The 16,092-nt window shown below is 71.7% G+C and carries 16 protein-coding genes; 6 read left to right on the forward strand and 10 right to left on the reverse strand.

Annotation, left to right across the window (positions count from 1 at the left end):
- Window positions 1–8 precede the first annotated feature (8 nt).
- From AC5WS8_RS11890 to AC5WS8_RS11910, 5 genes are all read left to right on the forward strand, one after another.
- A complete protein-coding gene (locus tag AC5WS8_RS11890; RefSeq protein ID WP_496103295.1) occupies window positions 9–1,358 on the forward strand; it encodes a ferredoxin reductase family protein in 1,350 nt (449 codons plus the stop codon).
- Between the two features lie 7 nt (window positions 1,359–1,365).
- Window positions 1,366–1,899: an FMN-binding protein gene (locus tag AC5WS8_RS11895; protein WP_496103296.1), complete on the forward strand. Its 534-nt coding sequence runs from the start codon at window positions 1,366–1,368 to the stop codon at window positions 1,897–1,899.
- 124 nt (window positions 1,900–2,023) lie between these two features.
- On the forward strand, window positions 2,024–3,361 hold the full coding sequence (locus AC5WS8_RS11900; RefSeq protein WP_496103528.1) for a ferredoxin reductase family protein: 1,338 nt from the start codon (window positions 2,024–2,026) through the stop codon (window positions 3,359–3,361).
- Between the two features lie 28 nt (window positions 3,362–3,389).
- A complete protein-coding gene (locus AC5WS8_RS11905) occupies window positions 3,390–4,196 on the forward strand; it encodes an FMN-binding protein (RefSeq protein ID WP_496103297.1) in 807 nt (268 codons plus the stop codon).
- Window positions 4,197–4,256: 60 nt separating this feature from the next.
- Window positions 4,257–4,994: an FAD:protein FMN transferase gene (locus AC5WS8_RS11910; RefSeq protein WP_496103529.1), complete on the forward strand. Its 738-nt coding sequence runs from the start codon at window positions 4,257–4,259 to the stop codon at window positions 4,992–4,994.
- A gap of 188 nt (window positions 4,995–5,182) precedes the next feature.
- On the opposite strand, the gene AC5WS8_RS11915 is transcribed toward AC5WS8_RS11910, so the two are convergent.
- From AC5WS8_RS11915 to AC5WS8_RS11950, 8 genes are all read right to left on the reverse strand, one after another.
- Complete coding sequence (locus AC5WS8_RS11915; RefSeq protein ID WP_496103298.1) at window positions 5,183–5,719, reverse strand: arginine repressor; 537 nt, start codon at window positions 5,717–5,719, stop codon at window positions 5,183–5,185.
- Window positions 5,720–5,726: 7 nt separating this feature from the next.
- Window positions 5,727–6,932, reverse strand: a complete 1,206-nt coding sequence (locus tag AC5WS8_RS11920; protein ID WP_496103299.1) for an acetylornithine transaminase — start codon at window positions 6,930–6,932, stop codon at window positions 5,727–5,729.
- Complete coding sequence (argB, locus tag AC5WS8_RS11925) at window positions 6,929–7,849, reverse strand: acetylglutamate kinase (RefSeq protein ID WP_496103300.1); 921 nt, start codon at window positions 7,847–7,849, stop codon at window positions 6,929–6,931. Before argB ends, AC5WS8_RS11920 begins: the two co-directional genes overlap by 4 nt.
- Window positions 7,846–8,997: a bifunctional glutamate N-acetyltransferase/amino-acid acetyltransferase ArgJ gene (argJ, locus tag AC5WS8_RS11930; RefSeq protein ID WP_496103301.1), complete on the reverse strand. Its 1,152-nt coding sequence runs from the start codon at window positions 8,995–8,997 to the stop codon at window positions 7,846–7,848. The genes argB and argJ overlap by 4 nt, the downstream gene beginning before the upstream one ends.
- Complete coding sequence (gene argC / locus AC5WS8_RS11935) at window positions 8,994–10,022, reverse strand: N-acetyl-gamma-glutamyl-phosphate reductase (RefSeq protein WP_496103302.1); 1,029 nt, start codon at window positions 10,020–10,022, stop codon at window positions 8,994–8,996. Before argC ends, argJ begins: the two co-directional genes overlap by 4 nt.
- A gap of 95 nt (window positions 10,023–10,117) precedes the next feature.
- Window positions 10,118–10,519 carry a GtrA family protein gene (locus tag AC5WS8_RS11940; RefSeq protein ID WP_496103303.1) on the reverse strand — a complete coding sequence of 134 codons (402 nt, stop codon included), beginning with the start codon at window positions 10,517–10,519 and terminating at the stop codon, window positions 10,118–10,120.
- A complete protein-coding gene (locus AC5WS8_RS11945) occupies window positions 10,519–11,496 on the reverse strand; it encodes a glycosyltransferase family 2 protein (RefSeq protein WP_496103304.1) in 978 nt (325 codons plus the stop codon). Before AC5WS8_RS11945 ends, AC5WS8_RS11940 begins: the two co-directional genes overlap by 1 nt.
- A gap of 22 nt (window positions 11,497–11,518) precedes the next feature.
- Window positions 11,519–14,206, reverse strand: coding sequence for a YfhO family protein (locus AC5WS8_RS11950; RefSeq protein WP_496103305.1), 2,688 nt, complete (start codon window positions 14,204–14,206; stop codon window positions 11,519–11,521).
- 413 nt (window positions 14,207–14,619) lie between these two features.
- Here AC5WS8_RS11950 and AC5WS8_RS11955 point away from each other — a divergent pair, with 413 nt between their 5' ends.
- Window positions 14,620–15,087, forward strand: coding sequence for a DUF6314 family protein (locus AC5WS8_RS11955; protein WP_496103530.1), 468 nt, complete (start codon window positions 14,620–14,622; stop codon window positions 15,085–15,087).
- Here AC5WS8_RS11955 and AC5WS8_RS11960 read toward each other — a convergent pair.
- Both AC5WS8_RS11960 and AC5WS8_RS11965 read right to left on the reverse strand, forming a co-directional pair.
- Entirely contained in the window at window positions 15,075–15,662 is a 588-nt protein-coding gene (locus tag AC5WS8_RS11960; protein WP_496103306.1) for a histidine phosphatase family protein, read from the reverse strand. The two genes, AC5WS8_RS11955 and AC5WS8_RS11960, sit on opposite strands and share 13 nt — an antisense overlap.
- A 41-nt stretch (window positions 15,663–15,703) precedes the next feature.
- Window positions 15,704–16,039 carry a hypothetical protein gene (locus tag AC5WS8_RS11965; protein WP_496103307.1) on the reverse strand — a complete coding sequence of 112 codons (336 nt, stop codon included), beginning with the start codon at window positions 16,037–16,039 and terminating at the stop codon, window positions 15,704–15,706.
- Between the last annotated feature and the right edge of the window lie 53 nt (window positions 16,040–16,092).

Raw genomic sequence — 16,092 nt, forward strand, 5'->3', positions numbered from 1 at the left:
AACAGATCATGACCACGGTCCACCAGCAGCAGGCGCCGCCCTTGCCGCCGGTCGCCCGGCGCTCCCCGGCGGCCCCCCTGCTGGCCCTCCTGTGGGTCGGGGCGGCCGCCGTGGTCGCCCTGTGGTGGCAGAACACCGGCTCGGTGGTGGGCACCGCGGGCTGGCTGACGGGGGCCGGGCGGATCGCGGGGCTGCTGTGCGGGTACTCCTGTGCGGTGCTCGTGGGCCTGATGGCCCGGGTGCCGCTGCTGGAGCGGCGGATCGGATCGGACCGGGTGGCGCGCTGGCACGCGATGGCCGGGCGGTACACGGTCTGTCTGCTCCTGGCGCACATCGTGCTGATCCTGGCCGGGTACGCGGCCCAGGACCGGGCCTCGCTCGTGCACGAGACGATCACGGTCGTCTTCGACTACCCGGAGATGATCAAGGCTACCCTCGGCACGATCATCCTGTTCGCCGTCGGGATCACCTCGGCGCGGGCCGCCCGCCGCAGGATCGGCCACGAGTTCTGGTACTACGTGCATCTGCTGACGTACGTGGCGGTCTTCTTCTCCTTCGGCCACCAGCTGGCGCTGGGCGCGGAGTTCGTCGGGAAGCCGGTCGCGCAGGCCGCCTGGTACGCGCTCTACCTGGGCGTCGCAGCCCTGGTGGTGTGGTTCCGCATCCTCGCCCCGGTGCGGCTGAACCTGCGGCACCGGCTGCGGGTGGAGTCGGTGCACCAGGAGGCGCCGGGCGTGTGGTCCGTCGTCGTCCGCGGCCGGCGCCTGGACGAACTGGGCGCCGAGCCGGGGCAGTTCTTCCGCTGGCGGTTCCTCACGGACGGGCTGCGCTGGACCTCCACGCCGTACTCGCTGTCGGCGCCGCCCCGCCGCACCCAGTTGCGCATCACCGTCAAGGCCCTCGGCGACCACAGCGCCTCGGTGGCCCTGCTGCGGCCGGGCACCCGGGTGTGGGCGGAGGGCCCGTACGGGTCGCTGACCGCCGACCGGCAGACCACCGGCAGGACCCTGCTGATCGCCGGTGGTGTCGGCATCACCCCGCTGCGCGCCCTGTTCGAGACACTGCCGGGCGAGGTGACGCTCCTGTACCGGGCGCGCTCCGCTGAGGACCTGGCCCTCGGCGGCGAGCTGGAGGCCATAGCCCGGTGGCGTGACGCCAAGGTGCTGTACGCCCTCAACGGAGCCGACGGCTCCCGCCCGCGCCTCACGCCCGGCGCTCTGCACGGCGCGGTGCCCCACCTCGCCGACCACGACGTCTTCCTGTGCGGACCGCCCGGGTTCGCCGAGGAGCTGTACGAGACGTTGCGGGCGGCCGGCGTCCCCGACCGGCGCATCCACCACGAGTCGTTCGAGCTGTGAGGCGATCATGCACGCGTTGAAGAGGAAGAGCCCCCTGCGCCGGATCGTGCTGGCGAGCGCCGCGACCGTCTCCGGAATGGTGCTGCTGCTGTCGATGAAGCCGCACTCGTCGCCCGGCATCGCCGTGGCCGCGCCCGCACCGTCGAGCAGCGCGAGCGCTCCGAGCGGGTCGAGCGGGTCGAGCGGGTCCGGTGGCTCGACCGGATCCCGTGGCACGGGGTCCGGTGGCTCGAGCCGTACGAGCGGCTCCGCAGGGTCCACCGGCACCAGGACCGTCACGGGACAGGAGGTCCAGACCCGCTACGGCCCCGTCCAGGTCCGGATCACGGTGAAGAACGGCAAGCTCACCGACGTCACCGCCGTGGAGTACCCCCAGGACAACCCGAGGGACCAGGAGATCAACAGCTACGCCGTACCGCAGCTGACCCGGGAGGCGCTGGCCGCGCAGAGCGCGAACATCGACATGGTCTCCGGCGCCACTTACACAAGCCAGGGTTACCAGCAGTCACTCCAGTCGGCACTGGACTCCGTGAAGGGTTGAACGCGCGGCGGCTCCGCCACGTACCTCTGGGCCAAGGGGGCCGCTGGCCTCACCCGTCCCACGCAGGAACACGGAGGAGACCGTGTCCACGATCGCCGGTGGCCGCGCCGCGCGGCGCCAGACGATGCGCGCCATCCGCCCACGCCGCTCCCCCGCCGTCCCGCTGCTGCTCGCCGTCTGGGCGGGCGCGGCGGGCGTCATCTGGCTGTGGTGGACGAACACGCCGTCCATCGCCGACAACAACAGCAGAATCCTCAACGCGGGGCGGATCACCGGCCTGCTCGCCGGCTATCTGATGGCCCTCGTGGTGCTGCAGATGGCCCGGGTGCCCGCGCTGGAGCGCCGGGTCGGCTCCGACCGGGTCGCCCGCTGGCACGCCATGACCGGCAGGTACACCATCTGCCTGGTCCTGGCCCACCTCTTCCTCACCATGTGGGGTTACGCCCTGCAGAGCGGCAAGGGGCTCGGCGGAATCGTCCAGCAGACCATCGACTCGATCAACCAGCTGCCGGACGTGGGCAAGGCCACCATCGGCACGGGTCTGCTGGTCCTGATCGGGCTGCTCTCGATCGGGCCGGTCCGGCGCAGGATCTCCTACGACCTCTGGTACCACGTCCATCTGCTCACCTACGCGGCCACGTACCTGTCGTTCTGGCACCAGCTGTCGACGGGCAACGAGTTCGCCGTGCAACCGGAGGCGAAGACCGCCTGGTACGCGCTGTACGGATCGGTGACCGCCCTGGTGGTCTGGTACCGGATCCTCACGCCGATCCGGCTCAACCTGCGGCACCGGCTGCGGGTGGAGGCGGTCGTCGAGGAGACGCCCGGCGTGGTCTCGGTGCTGATGACCGGGCGGAGGCTGCACCGGATGGGTGCGGAGGCCGGGCAGTTCTTCCGCTGGCGGTTCCTCGCGCCCGGGATGCGGTTCAGCTCGCACCCGTACTCGCTGTCGGCGGCGCCCCGCCCCAACATGCTCCGCATCACCGTGAAGGCGATCGGTGACCACAGCTCCGCGCTGCGGGACCTGGAGCCCGGGACGCCGGTGTGGGCGGAGGGTCCGTACGGGGCGATGACCGCCGACCGGCGCAGCCGGGGCAAGGTGCTGCTGGTGGCCGGCGGTGTCGGCATCACACCGATGCGGGCCCTGTTCGAGACGCTGCCGGGTGCCCCCGGCGACATCACGCTCCTCTACCGCGCCAACACCACTCAGGACCTCGCCCTGTGGGACGAGCTGGCGCAGATCGCGGAGGAGCGCGGCGCCCGGCTGATGTACGCGGTCAACAGCCCGGACGGGGAACGCCCCGACATCTCGGCGGAGACCCTGAGCCGGAAGCTGCCGGACATCGACCACCATGACGTCTTCATGTGCGGACCGCCCGGCTTCGCCCAGCAGGTGTACGAAGCACTGCGCGGCGCGGGGGTCCCCGCCCGCCGCATCCATCACGAGTCGTTCGAGATGTGAGCGACGGGAACCAGGAGCCTGGAAGAAGATGAGGAAGAGCCACCCCGTGCGGCGCGTCGTGCTCGCCACCGCCGCCACCGTGTCCGGGATCGTGCTGCTGCTGTCCCTGAAGCCGGCCTCCGGTCCCGCCTCCGCGCAGGCGGCGGGCGGTGCGGCACCGCAGCAGACCGCCGCCTCGCAGGAGTCGCCGCAGGGCGGCAGCGGACAGCAGACCGGCACCCGGACCGTCACCGGTGGCGTCGCCAGGACGCAGTACGGCCCGGTCCAGGTCCGCCTGACCGTGAGCGGCGGGAAGATCACCAAGGCCGAGGCGGTGGAGGCCCCCAAGGGCGGACTCAGCGACCAGAAGACCGCCATGGCCGTCCCCAAGCTCAACCAGGAGGCGGTCGCCGCGCAGAGCGCGCAGATCGACGCGGTCTCCGGTGCCACGTACACCAGCGGCGGCTACAAGCAGTCCCTGCAGTCGGCGATCGACAAGGCGAAGGCCGCGTCCGGCGGCGGCGCCTCGTCCGGGGCCGCGGGCGGCTCCGGGGCGTCGGGCTCGTCGGGGCCGGCGGCCCAGGCGCGCGCGGTCACGGGTAGCGTGGCGCAGACGCAGTACGGCCCCGTCCAGGTCCGCGTGACCGTGAGCGGGGGGAAGATCACCAAGGCCGAGGCGGTGCAGGCGCCCAAGGGCGGACTCAGCGACCAGAAGACCGCCATGGCCGTCCCCGAACTCAACCAGGAGGCGGTGAGCGCACAAAGTGCGAACATCGACACGGTCTCCGGCGCGACGTACACCAGCACCGGATACAAGCAGTCCCTGCAGTCGGCCCTGGACAAGGCCGGTGGCTGAGTGGCGGACCAGGTGACCGGTCCCGAGGCACCGCCCGTGCTGCGCCACGCCGAGGAGGTGATGGGCACCGTCTTCTCCTTCGACGTGCGCGGCGGCGAACCCGAGGCCGTACGCACCGCGCTGGAGGAGGCGATCGTCCATCTGCACCGGGTGGACGAGGTGTTCAGCCCCTACCGCGAGGACAGCCAGCTCTCGCGGCTCGCCCGCGGCGAGGTGGGCGTGGAGGACTGCGACCCGGAGGTGGCCGAGGTGCTCGCCCTGGGCGCGGAGGCGGAGCAGGTCAGCGACGGCTGGTTCAGCATCCGGTTCGCGGGCCGCATCGACCCGACCGGGATCGTGAAGGGCTGGGCGGTGGAACGGGCCGCCCAGTGCCTGGCGACGGCCGGGGCGAGCGGGGTGAGCGTCAACGGCGGCGGCGACGTGCAGATGTACGGCATGCCCGAGCCGCACCGGCCCTGGCGGGTCGGCGTGTCGGATCCGCTGCGGCCCGGTGGGCTCGCGGCGGTGGTCTCCGCGGCCGGCACGGAGGAGCTGGCCGTGGCCACCTCGGGGACCGCGGAGCGCGGCGCACACATCGTGGACCCGCGCACGGGGCACTCCGCGGTGACCGACCTGGTGGCGGTGACGGTGGTGGGCCCCCGTCTGGTCTGGGCGGACGCATGGGCCACGGCGGCGTTCGCGATGGGGTCACGGGCGGGGCTCAGGTGGCTGGAGTCACTGCCGGAGGTGGAGGCACTGCTGATCACCGCCGGTGATGAAGTGCGGTGCACGGGGGGTCTCGCCGCCCGGCTGGGCTGAGCGTCGGGCACCTCGCGCCCGGCGGCGTCCTGGGCGGGGGTGGAATCGCGGTGCCCGGCGCTGACGAGGTGCCCCACCCCGAGCTCTTCGAGCAGGGGCCCCCAGCGCCCGCCGGTGCCGCCCCTGGGGGGCCTCCAGGCCGTCAGGGCTCTGGAGGAGGCACGAATGCCCCGCAGGCCACGTGTATCTCAGTGGCCGTTCTGGGCCAACCGCAGCAAGTGGTCCGCCAGCGCCTGCCCTCCCGTGGCCTCCCGGCTGATCAGCAGCACCGTGTCGTCCCCCGCGATCGTCCCCAGGATGTCGTGCAGTTCCGCCTGGTCGATCGCCGACGCCAGGAACTGCGCCGCCCCCGGAGGGGTGCGCAGGACCACGAGGTTCGCCGAGGCCTCCGCGGAGATCAGCAGTTCCTGCGAGAGCCGCCGCATGCGCTCCTCCTTCGCCGACCCACCCAGCGGGGCGCGCGGCGTGCGGAAGCCGCCCTCACTCGGCACCGCGTAGATGAGGTCGCCGTCGGTGTTGCGGATCTTCACCGCGTTCAGCTCGTCCAGGTCCCGGGAGAGCGTCGCCTGTGTGACGCTCAGCCCGTCGTCGGCGAGGAGTTTCGCCAGCTGGCTCTGGGAGCGCACCGGTTGCCGGTTGAGGATGTCCACGATCCGGCGGTGGCGTGCGGTGCGGGTCTGCGGCACGGCGGGCCCCGTGTGTTCGTGGTCCTGCGCCTGACTCATCGTCGTCTCATTCTCCGGATCGTCCGTCCCCGTTCGCTGGGTGCACTGCCTCGAGGACACCGGGAAGCGCCTGGAGGAACGCCTGCACGTCGTCGTCGCCGAGGTTCAGCGGCGGCATCAGCCGTACGACGTTCGGGGCGGGCGCGTTCACCAGGAAGCCGGCGTCCTGAGCCGCCTGTTGCATCTGTGGCGCGAGCGGCTCGGTGAGCACGATACCCAGGAGCAGGCCCGCGCCCCGGACATGTTCGATCAACGGGTGGCCCAGCGACTCGATTCCGTCCCGCAGCTTCTCGCCCTGCCGCTTGACGTTCTCCAGCAGGCTCTCGGCTGCGATGGTGTCCAGGACGGCCAGACCGGCGGCGCACGCGACCGGGTTGCCGCCGAAGGTCGTGCCGTGCTGGCCCGGCTGGAGGAGTTCGGCCGCGCGGCCGAAGGCGACGGTGGCGCCGAGCGGCAGCCCGCCGCCGAGGCCCTTGGCGAGGGTGACCACGTCCGGCAGGACACCCTCGTGGGCCTGGTACTCGAACCAGTGCCCGGTACGGCCGACGCCGGTCTGCACCTCGTCGAGGACGAGCAGCGCCCCGGTGGCGGCGGTGATCGCGCGGGCCGCCTTGAGGTATCCGGCGGGCGGCACCACGACGCCGTTCTCGCCCTGGATCGGCTCGATGACGACGAGGGCCGTCTCCTCGCCGACCGCGGCGGCCAGGGCCTGCGCGTCGCCGTAGGGGACGTGGGTGACGTCGCCGGGCAGCGGCAGGAACGGCTCCTGCTTGCCGGGCTGGCCGGTCAGCGCGAGGGCGCCCATGGTGCGGCCGTGGAAGCCGCCGTGCGTGGCGACCATGTGCCGGCGGCCCGTCAACCGGCCGATCTTGAAGGCGCCCTCGTTGGCCTCGGCGCCCGAGTTGCAGAAGAAGACCTTCCCGTCCCGGCCGAAGAGCTGCAGCAGCCGTTCGGCGAGGGCGACGGGCGGTTCGGCGACGAACAGGTTGGAGACGTGGCCGAGGGAGGCGATCTGCGTGCTCACGGCCTCGACGACCGCCGGGTGGGCGTGGCCGAGCGCGTTGACCGCGATGCCGCCGACGAAGTCGAGGTACTGCGTGCCGTCGGCGTCCCACAGCCTGGTGCCCTCGCCGCGGACGAGGGGCAGCCGCGGGGTGCCGTAGTTGTTCATGAGCGCGCCCTGCCACCGCGCGGTCAGTTCCTCGTTGCTCACTGCTCCCCCTGTCCGTCCGGCTTCTCGTCGGGCACGACCATCGTGCCGATGCCTTCGTCGGTGAAGATCTCCAGCAGGATCGAGTGCTGGACCCGTCCGTCGATGACGCGGGCGGTGTCGACGCCGTTGCGCACGGCGTGCAGACAGCCCTCCATCTTCGGCACCATGCCCGAGGACAGCTCCGGCAGCAGCTTCTCCAACTGGGAGGCGGTCAGACGGCTGATCACCTCGTCGGAGTTCGGCCAGTCCTCGTAGAGGCCCTCGACGTCGGTGAGGACCATGAGGGTTTCGGCGCCCAGTGCCGCAGCGAGTGCCGCAGCCGCCGTATCGGCATTGACGTTGTAGACGTGTCCGTCGTCCTGACTGCGGGCGATGGAGGAGACGACCGGGATGCGGCCGTCGGCGAGCAGGGCCTCGATCGCGCCCGTGTCGATCGCGGTGATCTCGCCCACCCGCCCGATGTCGACCAACTCGCCGTCGATCTCGGGCTGGTGCCTGGTGGCCGTGATGGTGTGCGCGTCCTCGCCGGTGAGGCCGACGGCGAGCGGGCCGTGCTGGTTGAGCAGCCCGACCAGTTCCCGCTGCACCTGCCCGGCGAGCACCATCCGTACGACGTCCATGGCGTCCTCGGTGGTGACCCTGAGGCCCGCCTTGAACTCGCTGACGATGCCGTGCCGGTCGAGGGCGGCGCTGATCTGGGGGCCGCCGCCGTGGACCACGACCGGCTTGAGGCCTGCGTGGTGCAGGAACACCACGTCCTGCGCGAACGCGGCCTTCAGCTCGTCGTCGATCATGGCGTTGCCGCCGAACTTGATGACGACGGTCCTGCCGTTGTGCCGGACCAGCCAGGGCAGCGCCTCGATGAGGATCTGGGCCTTGGGCAGCGCCGTGTGCTTGCGAGTCGTTCCGGTGCTCATGAGGAGTAGGCGCTGTTCTCGTGGACGTAGTCGGCGGTGAGGTCGTTGGTCCAGATGGTCGCGGTCTCGGTGCCGGCGGCCAGGTCCGCCACGATGTGGACCTCGCGGTAGCGCATGTCCACCAGTTCGCGGTCCTCGCCGACGGAGCCGTTCTTGCACACCCACACGCCGTTGATGGCGACGTTGAGCTGGTCCGGCTCGAAGGCGGCCTTCGTGGTGCCGATGGCGGACAGGACGCGGCCCCAGTTGGGGTCCTCGCCGTGGATCGCGCACTTCAGGAGGTTGTTGCGGGCGATGGAACGGCCGACCTCGACGGCCTCCTCCTCGCTCGCGGCGTTGATCACCTCGACCTTGATGTCCTTGCTGGCGCCCTCGGCGTCGCCGACGAGCTGCCGGCCGAGGTCGGCGCAGACCTCGCGGACGGCCTCGGCGAACTCCCCGTACTCGGGGGCGATCCCGGACGCGCCCGAGGCGAGCAGCAGGACGGTGTCGTTGGTGGACATGCAGCCGTCGGAGTCGACGCGGTCGAAGGTGACCCTGGTGGCGGCGCGCAGGGCCCCGTCCAGGGTCTCGTTGTCGAGGTCGGCGTCGGTGGTGAGGACGACGAGCATGGTGGCGAGGCCCGGGGCGAGCATGCCGGCGCCCTTGGCCATGCCGCCGACCGTCCAGCCGTCCCCGGCCACGACGGACGTCTTGTGGACGGTGTCGGTGGTCTTGATGGCGATGGCGGCCTTCTCACCGCCGTGCTCGGAGAGCTGGGAGGCGGCGGTCTCGATGCCCGGGAGCAGCTTGTCCATCGGGAGCAGCACGCCGATGAGGCCCGTGGAGCAGACGGCGACCTCGATGGCACCGCGGCCGAGGACCTCGGCGGCCTTCTCGGCGGTGGCATGGGTGTCCTGGAAGCCCTTGGGACCGGTACAGGCGTTGGCGCCACCGGAGTTGAGGACGACCGCCGAGACCTGACCGCTCCTGAGGACCTGCTCGGACCACAGCACGGGCGCGGCCTTCACACGGTTGGAGGTGAAGACGCCCGCGGCGGCGCGGCGCGGCCCGGTGTTGACCACGAGGGCCAGGTCCGGGTTGCCGTTCTCCTTGATTCCGGCGGCGATGCCCGCAGCCTGGAATCCCTTGGCTGCCGTGACGCTCACGGTGCGACTCCGATCGTCGAAAGCCCGGTGGTCTCGTCGAGGCCGAGCGCGATGTTCATGCTCTGGACGGCACCGCCCGCGGTGCCCTTGGTCAGGTTGTCGATGGCGCTGATCGCGATGATGCGGTGCGCGGCGGCGTCGTACGCGACCTGCACCTGGACGGCGTTGGAACCGTGGACGGACGCGGTGGCGGGCCACTGCCCCTCGGGGAGCAGGTGCACGAAGGGCTCGTCGGCGAAGGCCTTCTCGTAGGCGGCACGGAGCGACTCGGCGGTGACGCCGTCGCGGGCCCTGGCGCTGCAGGTGGCCAGGATGCCGCGGGGCATGGGGGCGAGGGTGGGCGTGAAGGAGACGGTGACCGGCTCCCCTGCGGCGGCGCTGAGGTTCTGGATCATCTCGGGGGTGTGCCGGTGGACTCCGCCGACGCCGTAGGGGGACATGGAGCCCATGACCTCGCTGCCCAGGAGGTGCGGCTTGGGGGTCTTGCCCGCGCCGGAGGTGCCGGAGGCGGCGACGATCACGGCCTCGCTCCCGGCGAGCCCGGCGGCGTACGCGGGGAAGAGTGCCAGGGACGCGGCCGTGGGGTAGCAACCGGGTACCGCGATGCGCTTGGACCCCTCCAGCGCGGTGCGGGCACCCGGCAGTTCGGGGAGGCCGTAGGGCCAGGTCCCGGCGTGCGGGGAGCCGTAGAACCGCTCCCAGTCGGCCGGGTCCTTCAGCCGGAAGTCGGCCCCCATGTCGATGACGAGGACGTCCGGGCCGAGCTGCTCGGCGACGGCGGCGGACTGTCCGTGGGGCAGGGCGAGGAAGACGACGTCGTGCCCGGCGAGGGACTCGGGGGCGGTCTCGGCGAGCACCCGGTCGGCGAGGGGTGGCAGATGCGGCTGCAGCCCACCGAGCCGTCGGCCGGCGTTGGAGTTGCCGGTCAGGGCGCCGATCTCCACCTCGGGGTGCGCGAGGAGCAGACGCAGCGCCTCTCCGCCCGCGTATCCGCTCGCTCCGGCGACTGCGGCACGTACCGTCATGGAACCTCCTCCTGGATGGCATGACTATACGTTTCGCCGCACGTTTATGCAATGCTGGAGACCGGGGCCCGTGACGGTCGGTGTGCCGGATGCGATCAGACGGCCCTCTGCTCCCTGGGCAGCATGATCGTGCGGGAGACGACGAAGGTGACCGGGATCGCCGCGGCGGAGGCGAGGAGCGGAGCGAACCGGCTGCCCGCGTGCAGGACGTCGACGATCACGTAGACGCCCACCGTGGTGATGACGAAATTGGTGGCGTTCGTCAGCGGGAACAGCAGGAATTTCCTCCAGGTGGGCCGCGTCCGATAGGTGAAGCGCGCGTTCAGGAAAAAGCTTCCGATCATGCTGATGAAAAAGGCGAGAATATGCGCGGCAAGGTATGGCAGACGGGTCAGGAACAGCAGGTATAGCCCGTAATAGGTCATGGTGTTGACGACGCCGACCACGGCGAAGGTGACGACCTGTCCCAGGATCGGGCGCGTACCGGTGGCGGGCATCAGGGAATGAGGTCCTTCGCGGTGCCGCGCCGCGCAACGCCTTCCGCCTGCTCCACGTTGGTGGCCTTCACCAGGAAGTGCGGGCGCCCCTTCACCTCGTAGTAGATGCGGCCCGTGTACTCGCCTATGACCCCGAGCATGACCATCTGCACGCCGGCGAGCGCCGTGACGGCGGTGATCGTGGTGACGTAGCCGGGTGTCTGCACACCGTGGACGAGCGCGGCGCCCACGATCCACGCGGTGTACAGACCCGCGCACAGCAGCAGGCCCATGCCGAGGTGGAGAGCGGCGCGCAGCGGCCTGTTGTTGAAGGAGAGCAGCCCGTCGAGGCCGTAGTTGAGCAGGCTCCGCAGGCTCCATGAGCTGCGGCCGTGCTCACGTACGGCGTTCTCGTACTCGAAGGTGGTGCTGGGGAAGCCCACCCACGCGAACAGGCCCTTGGAGAAGCGGTTGTACTCGGTGAGTGCGACGACCGCGTCCACCACACGCCGGGACAGCAGGCGGAAGTCGCCCACGCCGTCCACGAGTTCCACGTCGACCAGGCGGTTGACGAGCCGGTAGTACAGGCGGGCGGTGACGGTGCGGGTGATCCGGTCACCGCTCCTGGTGCGTTTGGCGATGACCTGGTCGTAGCCCTGTCCGTACAGCTCCACCATCTGCTTGATCAGCTGCGGCGGGTGCTGCAGGTCCGAGTCCATGACGACCACGCAGTCCCCGGAGGCGTGGCGCAGTCCGGCGAGCAGGGCCGCCTCCTTGCCGAAGTTGCGGCTGAAGGAGACGTACCGCACCCGCGCGTCGCGCTCGCTCAGCTGCTTCAGGACTTCGAGGGTGCGGTCCCGGCTGCCGTCGTCGACGTACACGAACTCCGTGTCGTGGCCGAGCGGAAGCAGTTCGTCCGCGACTTTCTGGACCACGTCGTGGAACCGCCCGATGACTTCTTCTTCGTTGTAGCAGGGTGCGACGATCGAAATGAGCATGGCTCTTCCCTGGGGACGGGGGTCAGACAGCGTGGGTGGTGTGCTCGAGCGGCCGGCTGGGCGCCGGCGGTGCCGACCGGGCCGCTGCGCGCCGCCGGCGGACGGCGGCGAGCACGCCGAGCAGGATCAGGGCCAGCAGTGAGGTGGCCCCGACGGCCGTGCCCAGTCGCAGCCCAGGCGGATGGAACGTGCAGGTGAGGCTGGTCGAGGAGCCGTCGAGGGGCACCGCGATCAGTCCGTGGTAGTCGCCCGCGGGTGTCGCCGGAGCATCCCCCGCGGCGCAGCGCCAGCCGGCGATGCGGGGTGCCGCGACGACGGCGGTCCCCTTGCTGCCGGCGGGGATCTCGGCCCGGACGGTGCCGTCGGAGACGGTGACCTCGGTGGCGCCGGTGGCCTTGAGTCCTTCCACCGCGGTGCGCAGCCGGGCGGTGTCCAGGCACCCGACCGCACCGTCAGGGACGACGCTCGTCCAGGCGGGCGACAGCTCGATCCGGACCCGGCCGGAGGCCGGCGCCGCGCCGAGCCGCTGCATGGCGGCGATCTTGTTGACGGGATGGTCGGACGTGAACCGCCCGATCGAGCCCTGCGGGGCGCCGGTGAGCCGTGCGGTGCCCGAGTAGTACGGCGCCCACAGGTACACCTCGCTGCGCGCCGGGCACCGGGCGGTGATCGTGGGCTTCCGTGTGGCGCTCCCGGCCGCCGGAGGGCCGACGACCAGGCCCGGCCGGTCGTCGTGGCTGCGGGCCGGCGGCTTCCCGTCGCCCGTGCGCACGGTGAGCGCGGGCACGGTGTAGACGCGGGTGCCCAGCAGCATTTCCTGATTGCGGTACGGCGACGGGCCGAAGGCGGAGACGCCCGTCCGCGCCGGATCGAGGGTGACGGACGGCCGCACCGTGACCAGCGGCGGTACGTCCTGGCGGGACACGGTCACCGGGCCGGCGTTCGGAGGGTTCCACCACTGGTGCGGGTCCGGCGGGGAGTGCACCCGCGCGCCGACGGAGAAGATCACGTCCGTGACGGCGTTGTCCAGGCTCTGCAGGCTGCGACCGCGTGAGGTCCAGCCGCCGCCGAGGGCGGTGAGCGTGCGGTTGAGCACGTCGGAGGTGAGGCTGCTGTAGTACTGCGCACCCTGGCCGCCCACCAGCATCGGGTCGTTGGCGACGGTCTGCTCGCGGCCGGGGTCGGTACGGTACCGGGGCCAGCCGTCCGCCTTGGCGATCGCGTCCGCCTGCTGCTGCTGGCGCGCTCCCCAGGGCGCGTAGTCGTCCAGGTGCTGGAGTCGCATCCGGGTGGCCTCGGCGGAGGTGGCGGTGGCCTCCCCGAGCTGCGCGCCGACGAGCAGCACCACGGCGAACCCGGCCAGCGCGGCGGGGCGCCTGCCGCCCGCTCGGCGCCCGCCGTCCGTGCGACGGAGCAGGGCCAGCCCGCCCAGCGCACCCACGGTGGTGAGCGGCAGCACCAGCCAGGTGGTGTGATGCACGAGCGCGCTCCGGCTCGCGACAGCGGTGATCAGTGCGAGCAGCACGGCCGCCGCGCCCAGCGCACGCCAGTCGGGCGGGCCGTACGAGAGCGAGTGCCATGCGGCGATCACCAGCAGCGCGCACAGGACGAAGGCCTGGCGGTACGAACTGCCCTGGGGCTCGGTGAAGGCGTGCCAGGCGAGCTGGGTCGGCGCCCACTGCATCGACAGCACCATCGCGGCCACCAGGAGTGTCCAGCCCGCGCGCACCCGTCCGGGAACCGCCCGGTGGAACGGCAGGGCGAGGGCGAGCAGCAACGCGGTGACACCCACATAGACGGCCGGCGTACTGAAGCTGTACGTCGTCGGCAGCAGACGGGCCAGCAGGTCCCGCGCCGCCACCGGCGTGAAGTGCCCGTAGGTGCCCGGGGAGGCGTGCCGGGTGCCGAAGTACACGACCGTCACCAGCGGTGCGGCCAGGCCCATGCCCAGTACCACGGTCAGGACGGCGCGGCCCGCCGCCCCCAGCGTCCGGCGGCGCGGAAGTCCGGCGAGCAGCAGCCGGAGCAGCAGCACGAGACCGGCGCCGAGGGTGGCCATGTACGCGGTGTAGAAGTTGGCGGCCCAGGCGAGGGCCACGATCAGCACGCCGAGGACGCGGTGCCGTCCGTTCAGGGCCCATTCGCCGACCAGGCACAGCAGCGGCAGGGCGATGAGCCCGTCGAGCCACATCGGGTTGTACACGGCGGACGCCACGTTCCAGCCGCACAGGGCGTAGGAGGTCCCCAGCAGCCCCGCGGCCCACCAGCGGCCGGGACGCAGGGTGAGCAGCAGCCAGGCCATGGCGGCGCCGGCGGCCGCCGTCTTCAGCACCGTGATCACATAGACGGCGAGGTCGATCCCGTCGCGTGGGAACACGGCCACGAGCAGGGCGAACGGGCTGCTGAGGTAGGTACCGAGGTCCGGCAGGAAACTGGAGCCGTACCCGGACTGCCAGTTGACGAGGAGGCCTCCGTCGCCTCTTCCGTGCAGCAGGTCCCACAGGTGCGCGTGGAAAGGGACGTACTGGTTGCCCAGGTCGTTGACGCTCCGGGTGCGGGGGCCGAACGGGTAGCTGCGGGCGACGGCGTCGGCGGCGCAGAACGCGGCTGTGGTGAGGACCGCGGCGAGCAGGGCGCCGGCCTGCCTGGGGCCGGTCGGGCACGGCAGCCGGAGCCACGCACGGCGGTCGTGGTGAATGGTGAGGTTCACACCCTGTCCCTGTTCGGTCGGCGCCGTATGTTCGCGTCAGCGTCACACGCGCGGAGAGAGCCGCCTGCGAGAAATACAGCGACTGCTTCGCATACCGGAGAAAGGTCCGGTGAACGCGCAATGAACAGGGTTGAACACATCATTCTCGGTGAGCTCCGGAGAATTGGGGACTCGTGGCGTCCGGCCCGGGGAATCACTCCCCGGCGTCGTGGATTCTGCCATTGGACGGGCAGCGGTCGCCCATCGTCGCGGCACCCCCGGTGAAAGAGGAAATGAATTCCGAATTTCGTGAAGGTGTCATGTGCGACGTGGCCGCCGGGAGGCCCGGCTGCCCCTGCCTTCGCACAGCGGGACGGAGAGGGCATGATCGGGTCACTGGGGCGTGGAGGTACAGGAGGTCACGGACGATGACGGTGGGCACTTTCCGGCCGGTCGAGGACGTGCTCGCCCACCTGGCCGGGTGCTGGCGCGTGGAGCGGGTCGTGCGGGACCTGGCGAGCGGTGAGGAAGGCCGGTTCAGCGGGACGACGGTGTTCTCGCCGCGGCAGGGCGGCGGGCTGCTGCACCACGAGTCGGGCACGTTCCTCTGGCAGGGCACGTCGCGGCCCGCCGAGCGGACGCTGCTGTTCCTGCCCGGAGCCCGGCCGGGCACCTCGGACGTGCGGTTCACGGACGGCCGCCCGTTCCACGACCTCGACCTCACGACCGGCCACCACGTCGCCGAGCATCCGTGCGCGGCGGACCTCTACCGGGGCGAGTTCACCGTGTACGACGACAACCGCTGGCGCACGGTGTGGCGGGTCGGCGGGCCGGCGAAGAACCTCGTTCTGACCACCGACCACATCCGCGAGGGCCGTCCTGGGGAACCTCAGACGCGCTGATGCGCCGCGGTTTCGAGACGCAGGTTCCAGCGGCCCCCGTGCCCGGCCAGCGTCACCGTCGACAGGGGGCGGACGTCGATGTTCCAGTACGACGACGGCTGCGCCCTCAGCGCGTACACCAGGGCCGCCCGCACCACCGACGGCTCCGCCACCGCGACGATACGACTGCCGTCCTCCACGGGGCGCGTGTCCAGCCAGCCGCCCACACGGGAGATGAACGCCAGCAGCGACTCACCGCCGTGCGGAGCGGAGCGCGGGTCCGCGAGCCAGGCGTCCACCGCCGAGGGCTCCCGGGCCATCGCCTCGCCCAGTGTGAACCCGCGCCAGCGGCCCATGTCGCAGTCCCGCAGCGCCGGTTGCACCAGCGGCGCGTACCCGAGCGCGTCCCCGGTCGCCCGGCTGCGCGGGGTGGGTGAGCAGTAGCGCAGTTCGGCCGCCGCCAGCGGCACCAGATCCGGGCCGACACGTTGCACCTCGTCCCAGCCGGCCTGGTCCAGCGGCCGGTCGTCCTCGAAGCGCTCCGCGAGCAGCGAGGAGCTGCGCGCGGCGGCGACGAACGTGACCCGAAGATGCATGCGGCGATCGTCGGGCGCGCAAGTGCGCAGGTCAAGAGGGATTACCCAGGAGTTACCAAGGGTGTCGCCGGCATCACGCACGGACCTGGTTCGACCGGTCGAACCAGTGCACCATCCACTGGTCCGGCCGAGAGCCAGGCGAGGGATGCCCCGTCGGTCACCACGCGCGCGTACGCCACCTGCTCGCCCGGAGCGCTGCCGTACACCCCGAGGGTGGGGGGTTCGCGACCGCGCCGGTGCTGCTCCCGGGGCCGGTCCACCGCCCGGTACGCGCCGGTCGCGAGCCGGTGGTGGGTGCGGTCGATGTCGATCCCGGCGGTGCCGGCGGAGGACTCGTGGCCGCCCGGGAGGCAGGGTGCGTCGACGCCGGTGGTCATGACGGGAAGACCCGCGGGTCGTCGGCGGTGCCGTCGAATCATTTCGCCGGCGC

The sequence above is a fragment of the Streptomyces sp. PTL18 genome (assembly GCF_059510295.1).

What these genes read in the sequence shown, in the direction of transcription:
- AC5WS8_RS11890 (WP_496103295.1), top strand. Translation starts at nt 9, where the DNA reads ATGACCACGGTCCACCAGCAGCAGGCGCCGCCCTTGCCGCCGGTCGCC.
- AC5WS8_RS11960 (WP_496103306.1), bottom strand. Translation starts at nt 15,662, where the DNA reads ATGCATCTTCGGGTCACGTTCGTCGCCGCCGCGCGCAGCTCCTCGCTG.
- AC5WS8_RS11895 (WP_496103296.1), top strand. Translation starts at nt 1,366, where the DNA reads ATGCACGCGTTGAAGAGGAAGAGCCCCCTGCGCCGGATCGTGCTGGCG.
- AC5WS8_RS11900 (WP_496103528.1), top strand. Translation starts at nt 2,024, where the DNA reads ATGCGCGCCATCCGCCCACGCCGCTCCCCCGCCGTCCCGCTGCTGCTC.
- AC5WS8_RS11940 (WP_496103303.1), bottom strand. Translation starts at nt 10,519, where the DNA reads ATGCCCGCCACCGGTACGCGCCCGATCCTGGGACAGGTCGTCACCTTC.
- AC5WS8_RS11910 (WP_496103529.1), top strand. Translation starts at nt 4,257, where the DNA reads ATGGGCACCGTCTTCTCCTTCGACGTGCGCGGCGGCGAACCCGAGGCC.
- AC5WS8_RS11905 (WP_496103297.1), top strand. Translation starts at nt 3,390, where the DNA reads ATGAGGAAGAGCCACCCCGTGCGGCGCGTCGTGCTCGCCACCGCCGCC.
- AC5WS8_RS11915 (WP_496103298.1), bottom strand. Translation starts at nt 5,719, where the DNA reads ATGAGTCAGGCGCAGGACCACGAACACACGGGGCCCGCCGTGCCGCAG.
- argB (WP_496103300.1), bottom strand. Translation starts at nt 7,849, where the DNA reads ATGAGCACCGGAACGACTCGCAAGCACACGGCGCTGCCCAAGGCCCAG.
- AC5WS8_RS11945 (WP_496103304.1), bottom strand. Translation starts at nt 11,496, where the DNA reads ATGCTCATTTCGATCGTCGCACCCTGCTACAACGAAGAAGAAGTCATC.
- argC (WP_496103302.1), bottom strand. Translation starts at nt 10,022, where the DNA reads ATGACGGTACGTGCCGCAGTCGCCGGAGCGAGCGGATACGCGGGCGGA.
- AC5WS8_RS11965 (WP_496103307.1), bottom strand. Translation starts at nt 16,039, where the DNA reads ATGACCACCGGCGTCGACGCACCCTGCCTCCCGGGCGGCCACGAGTCC.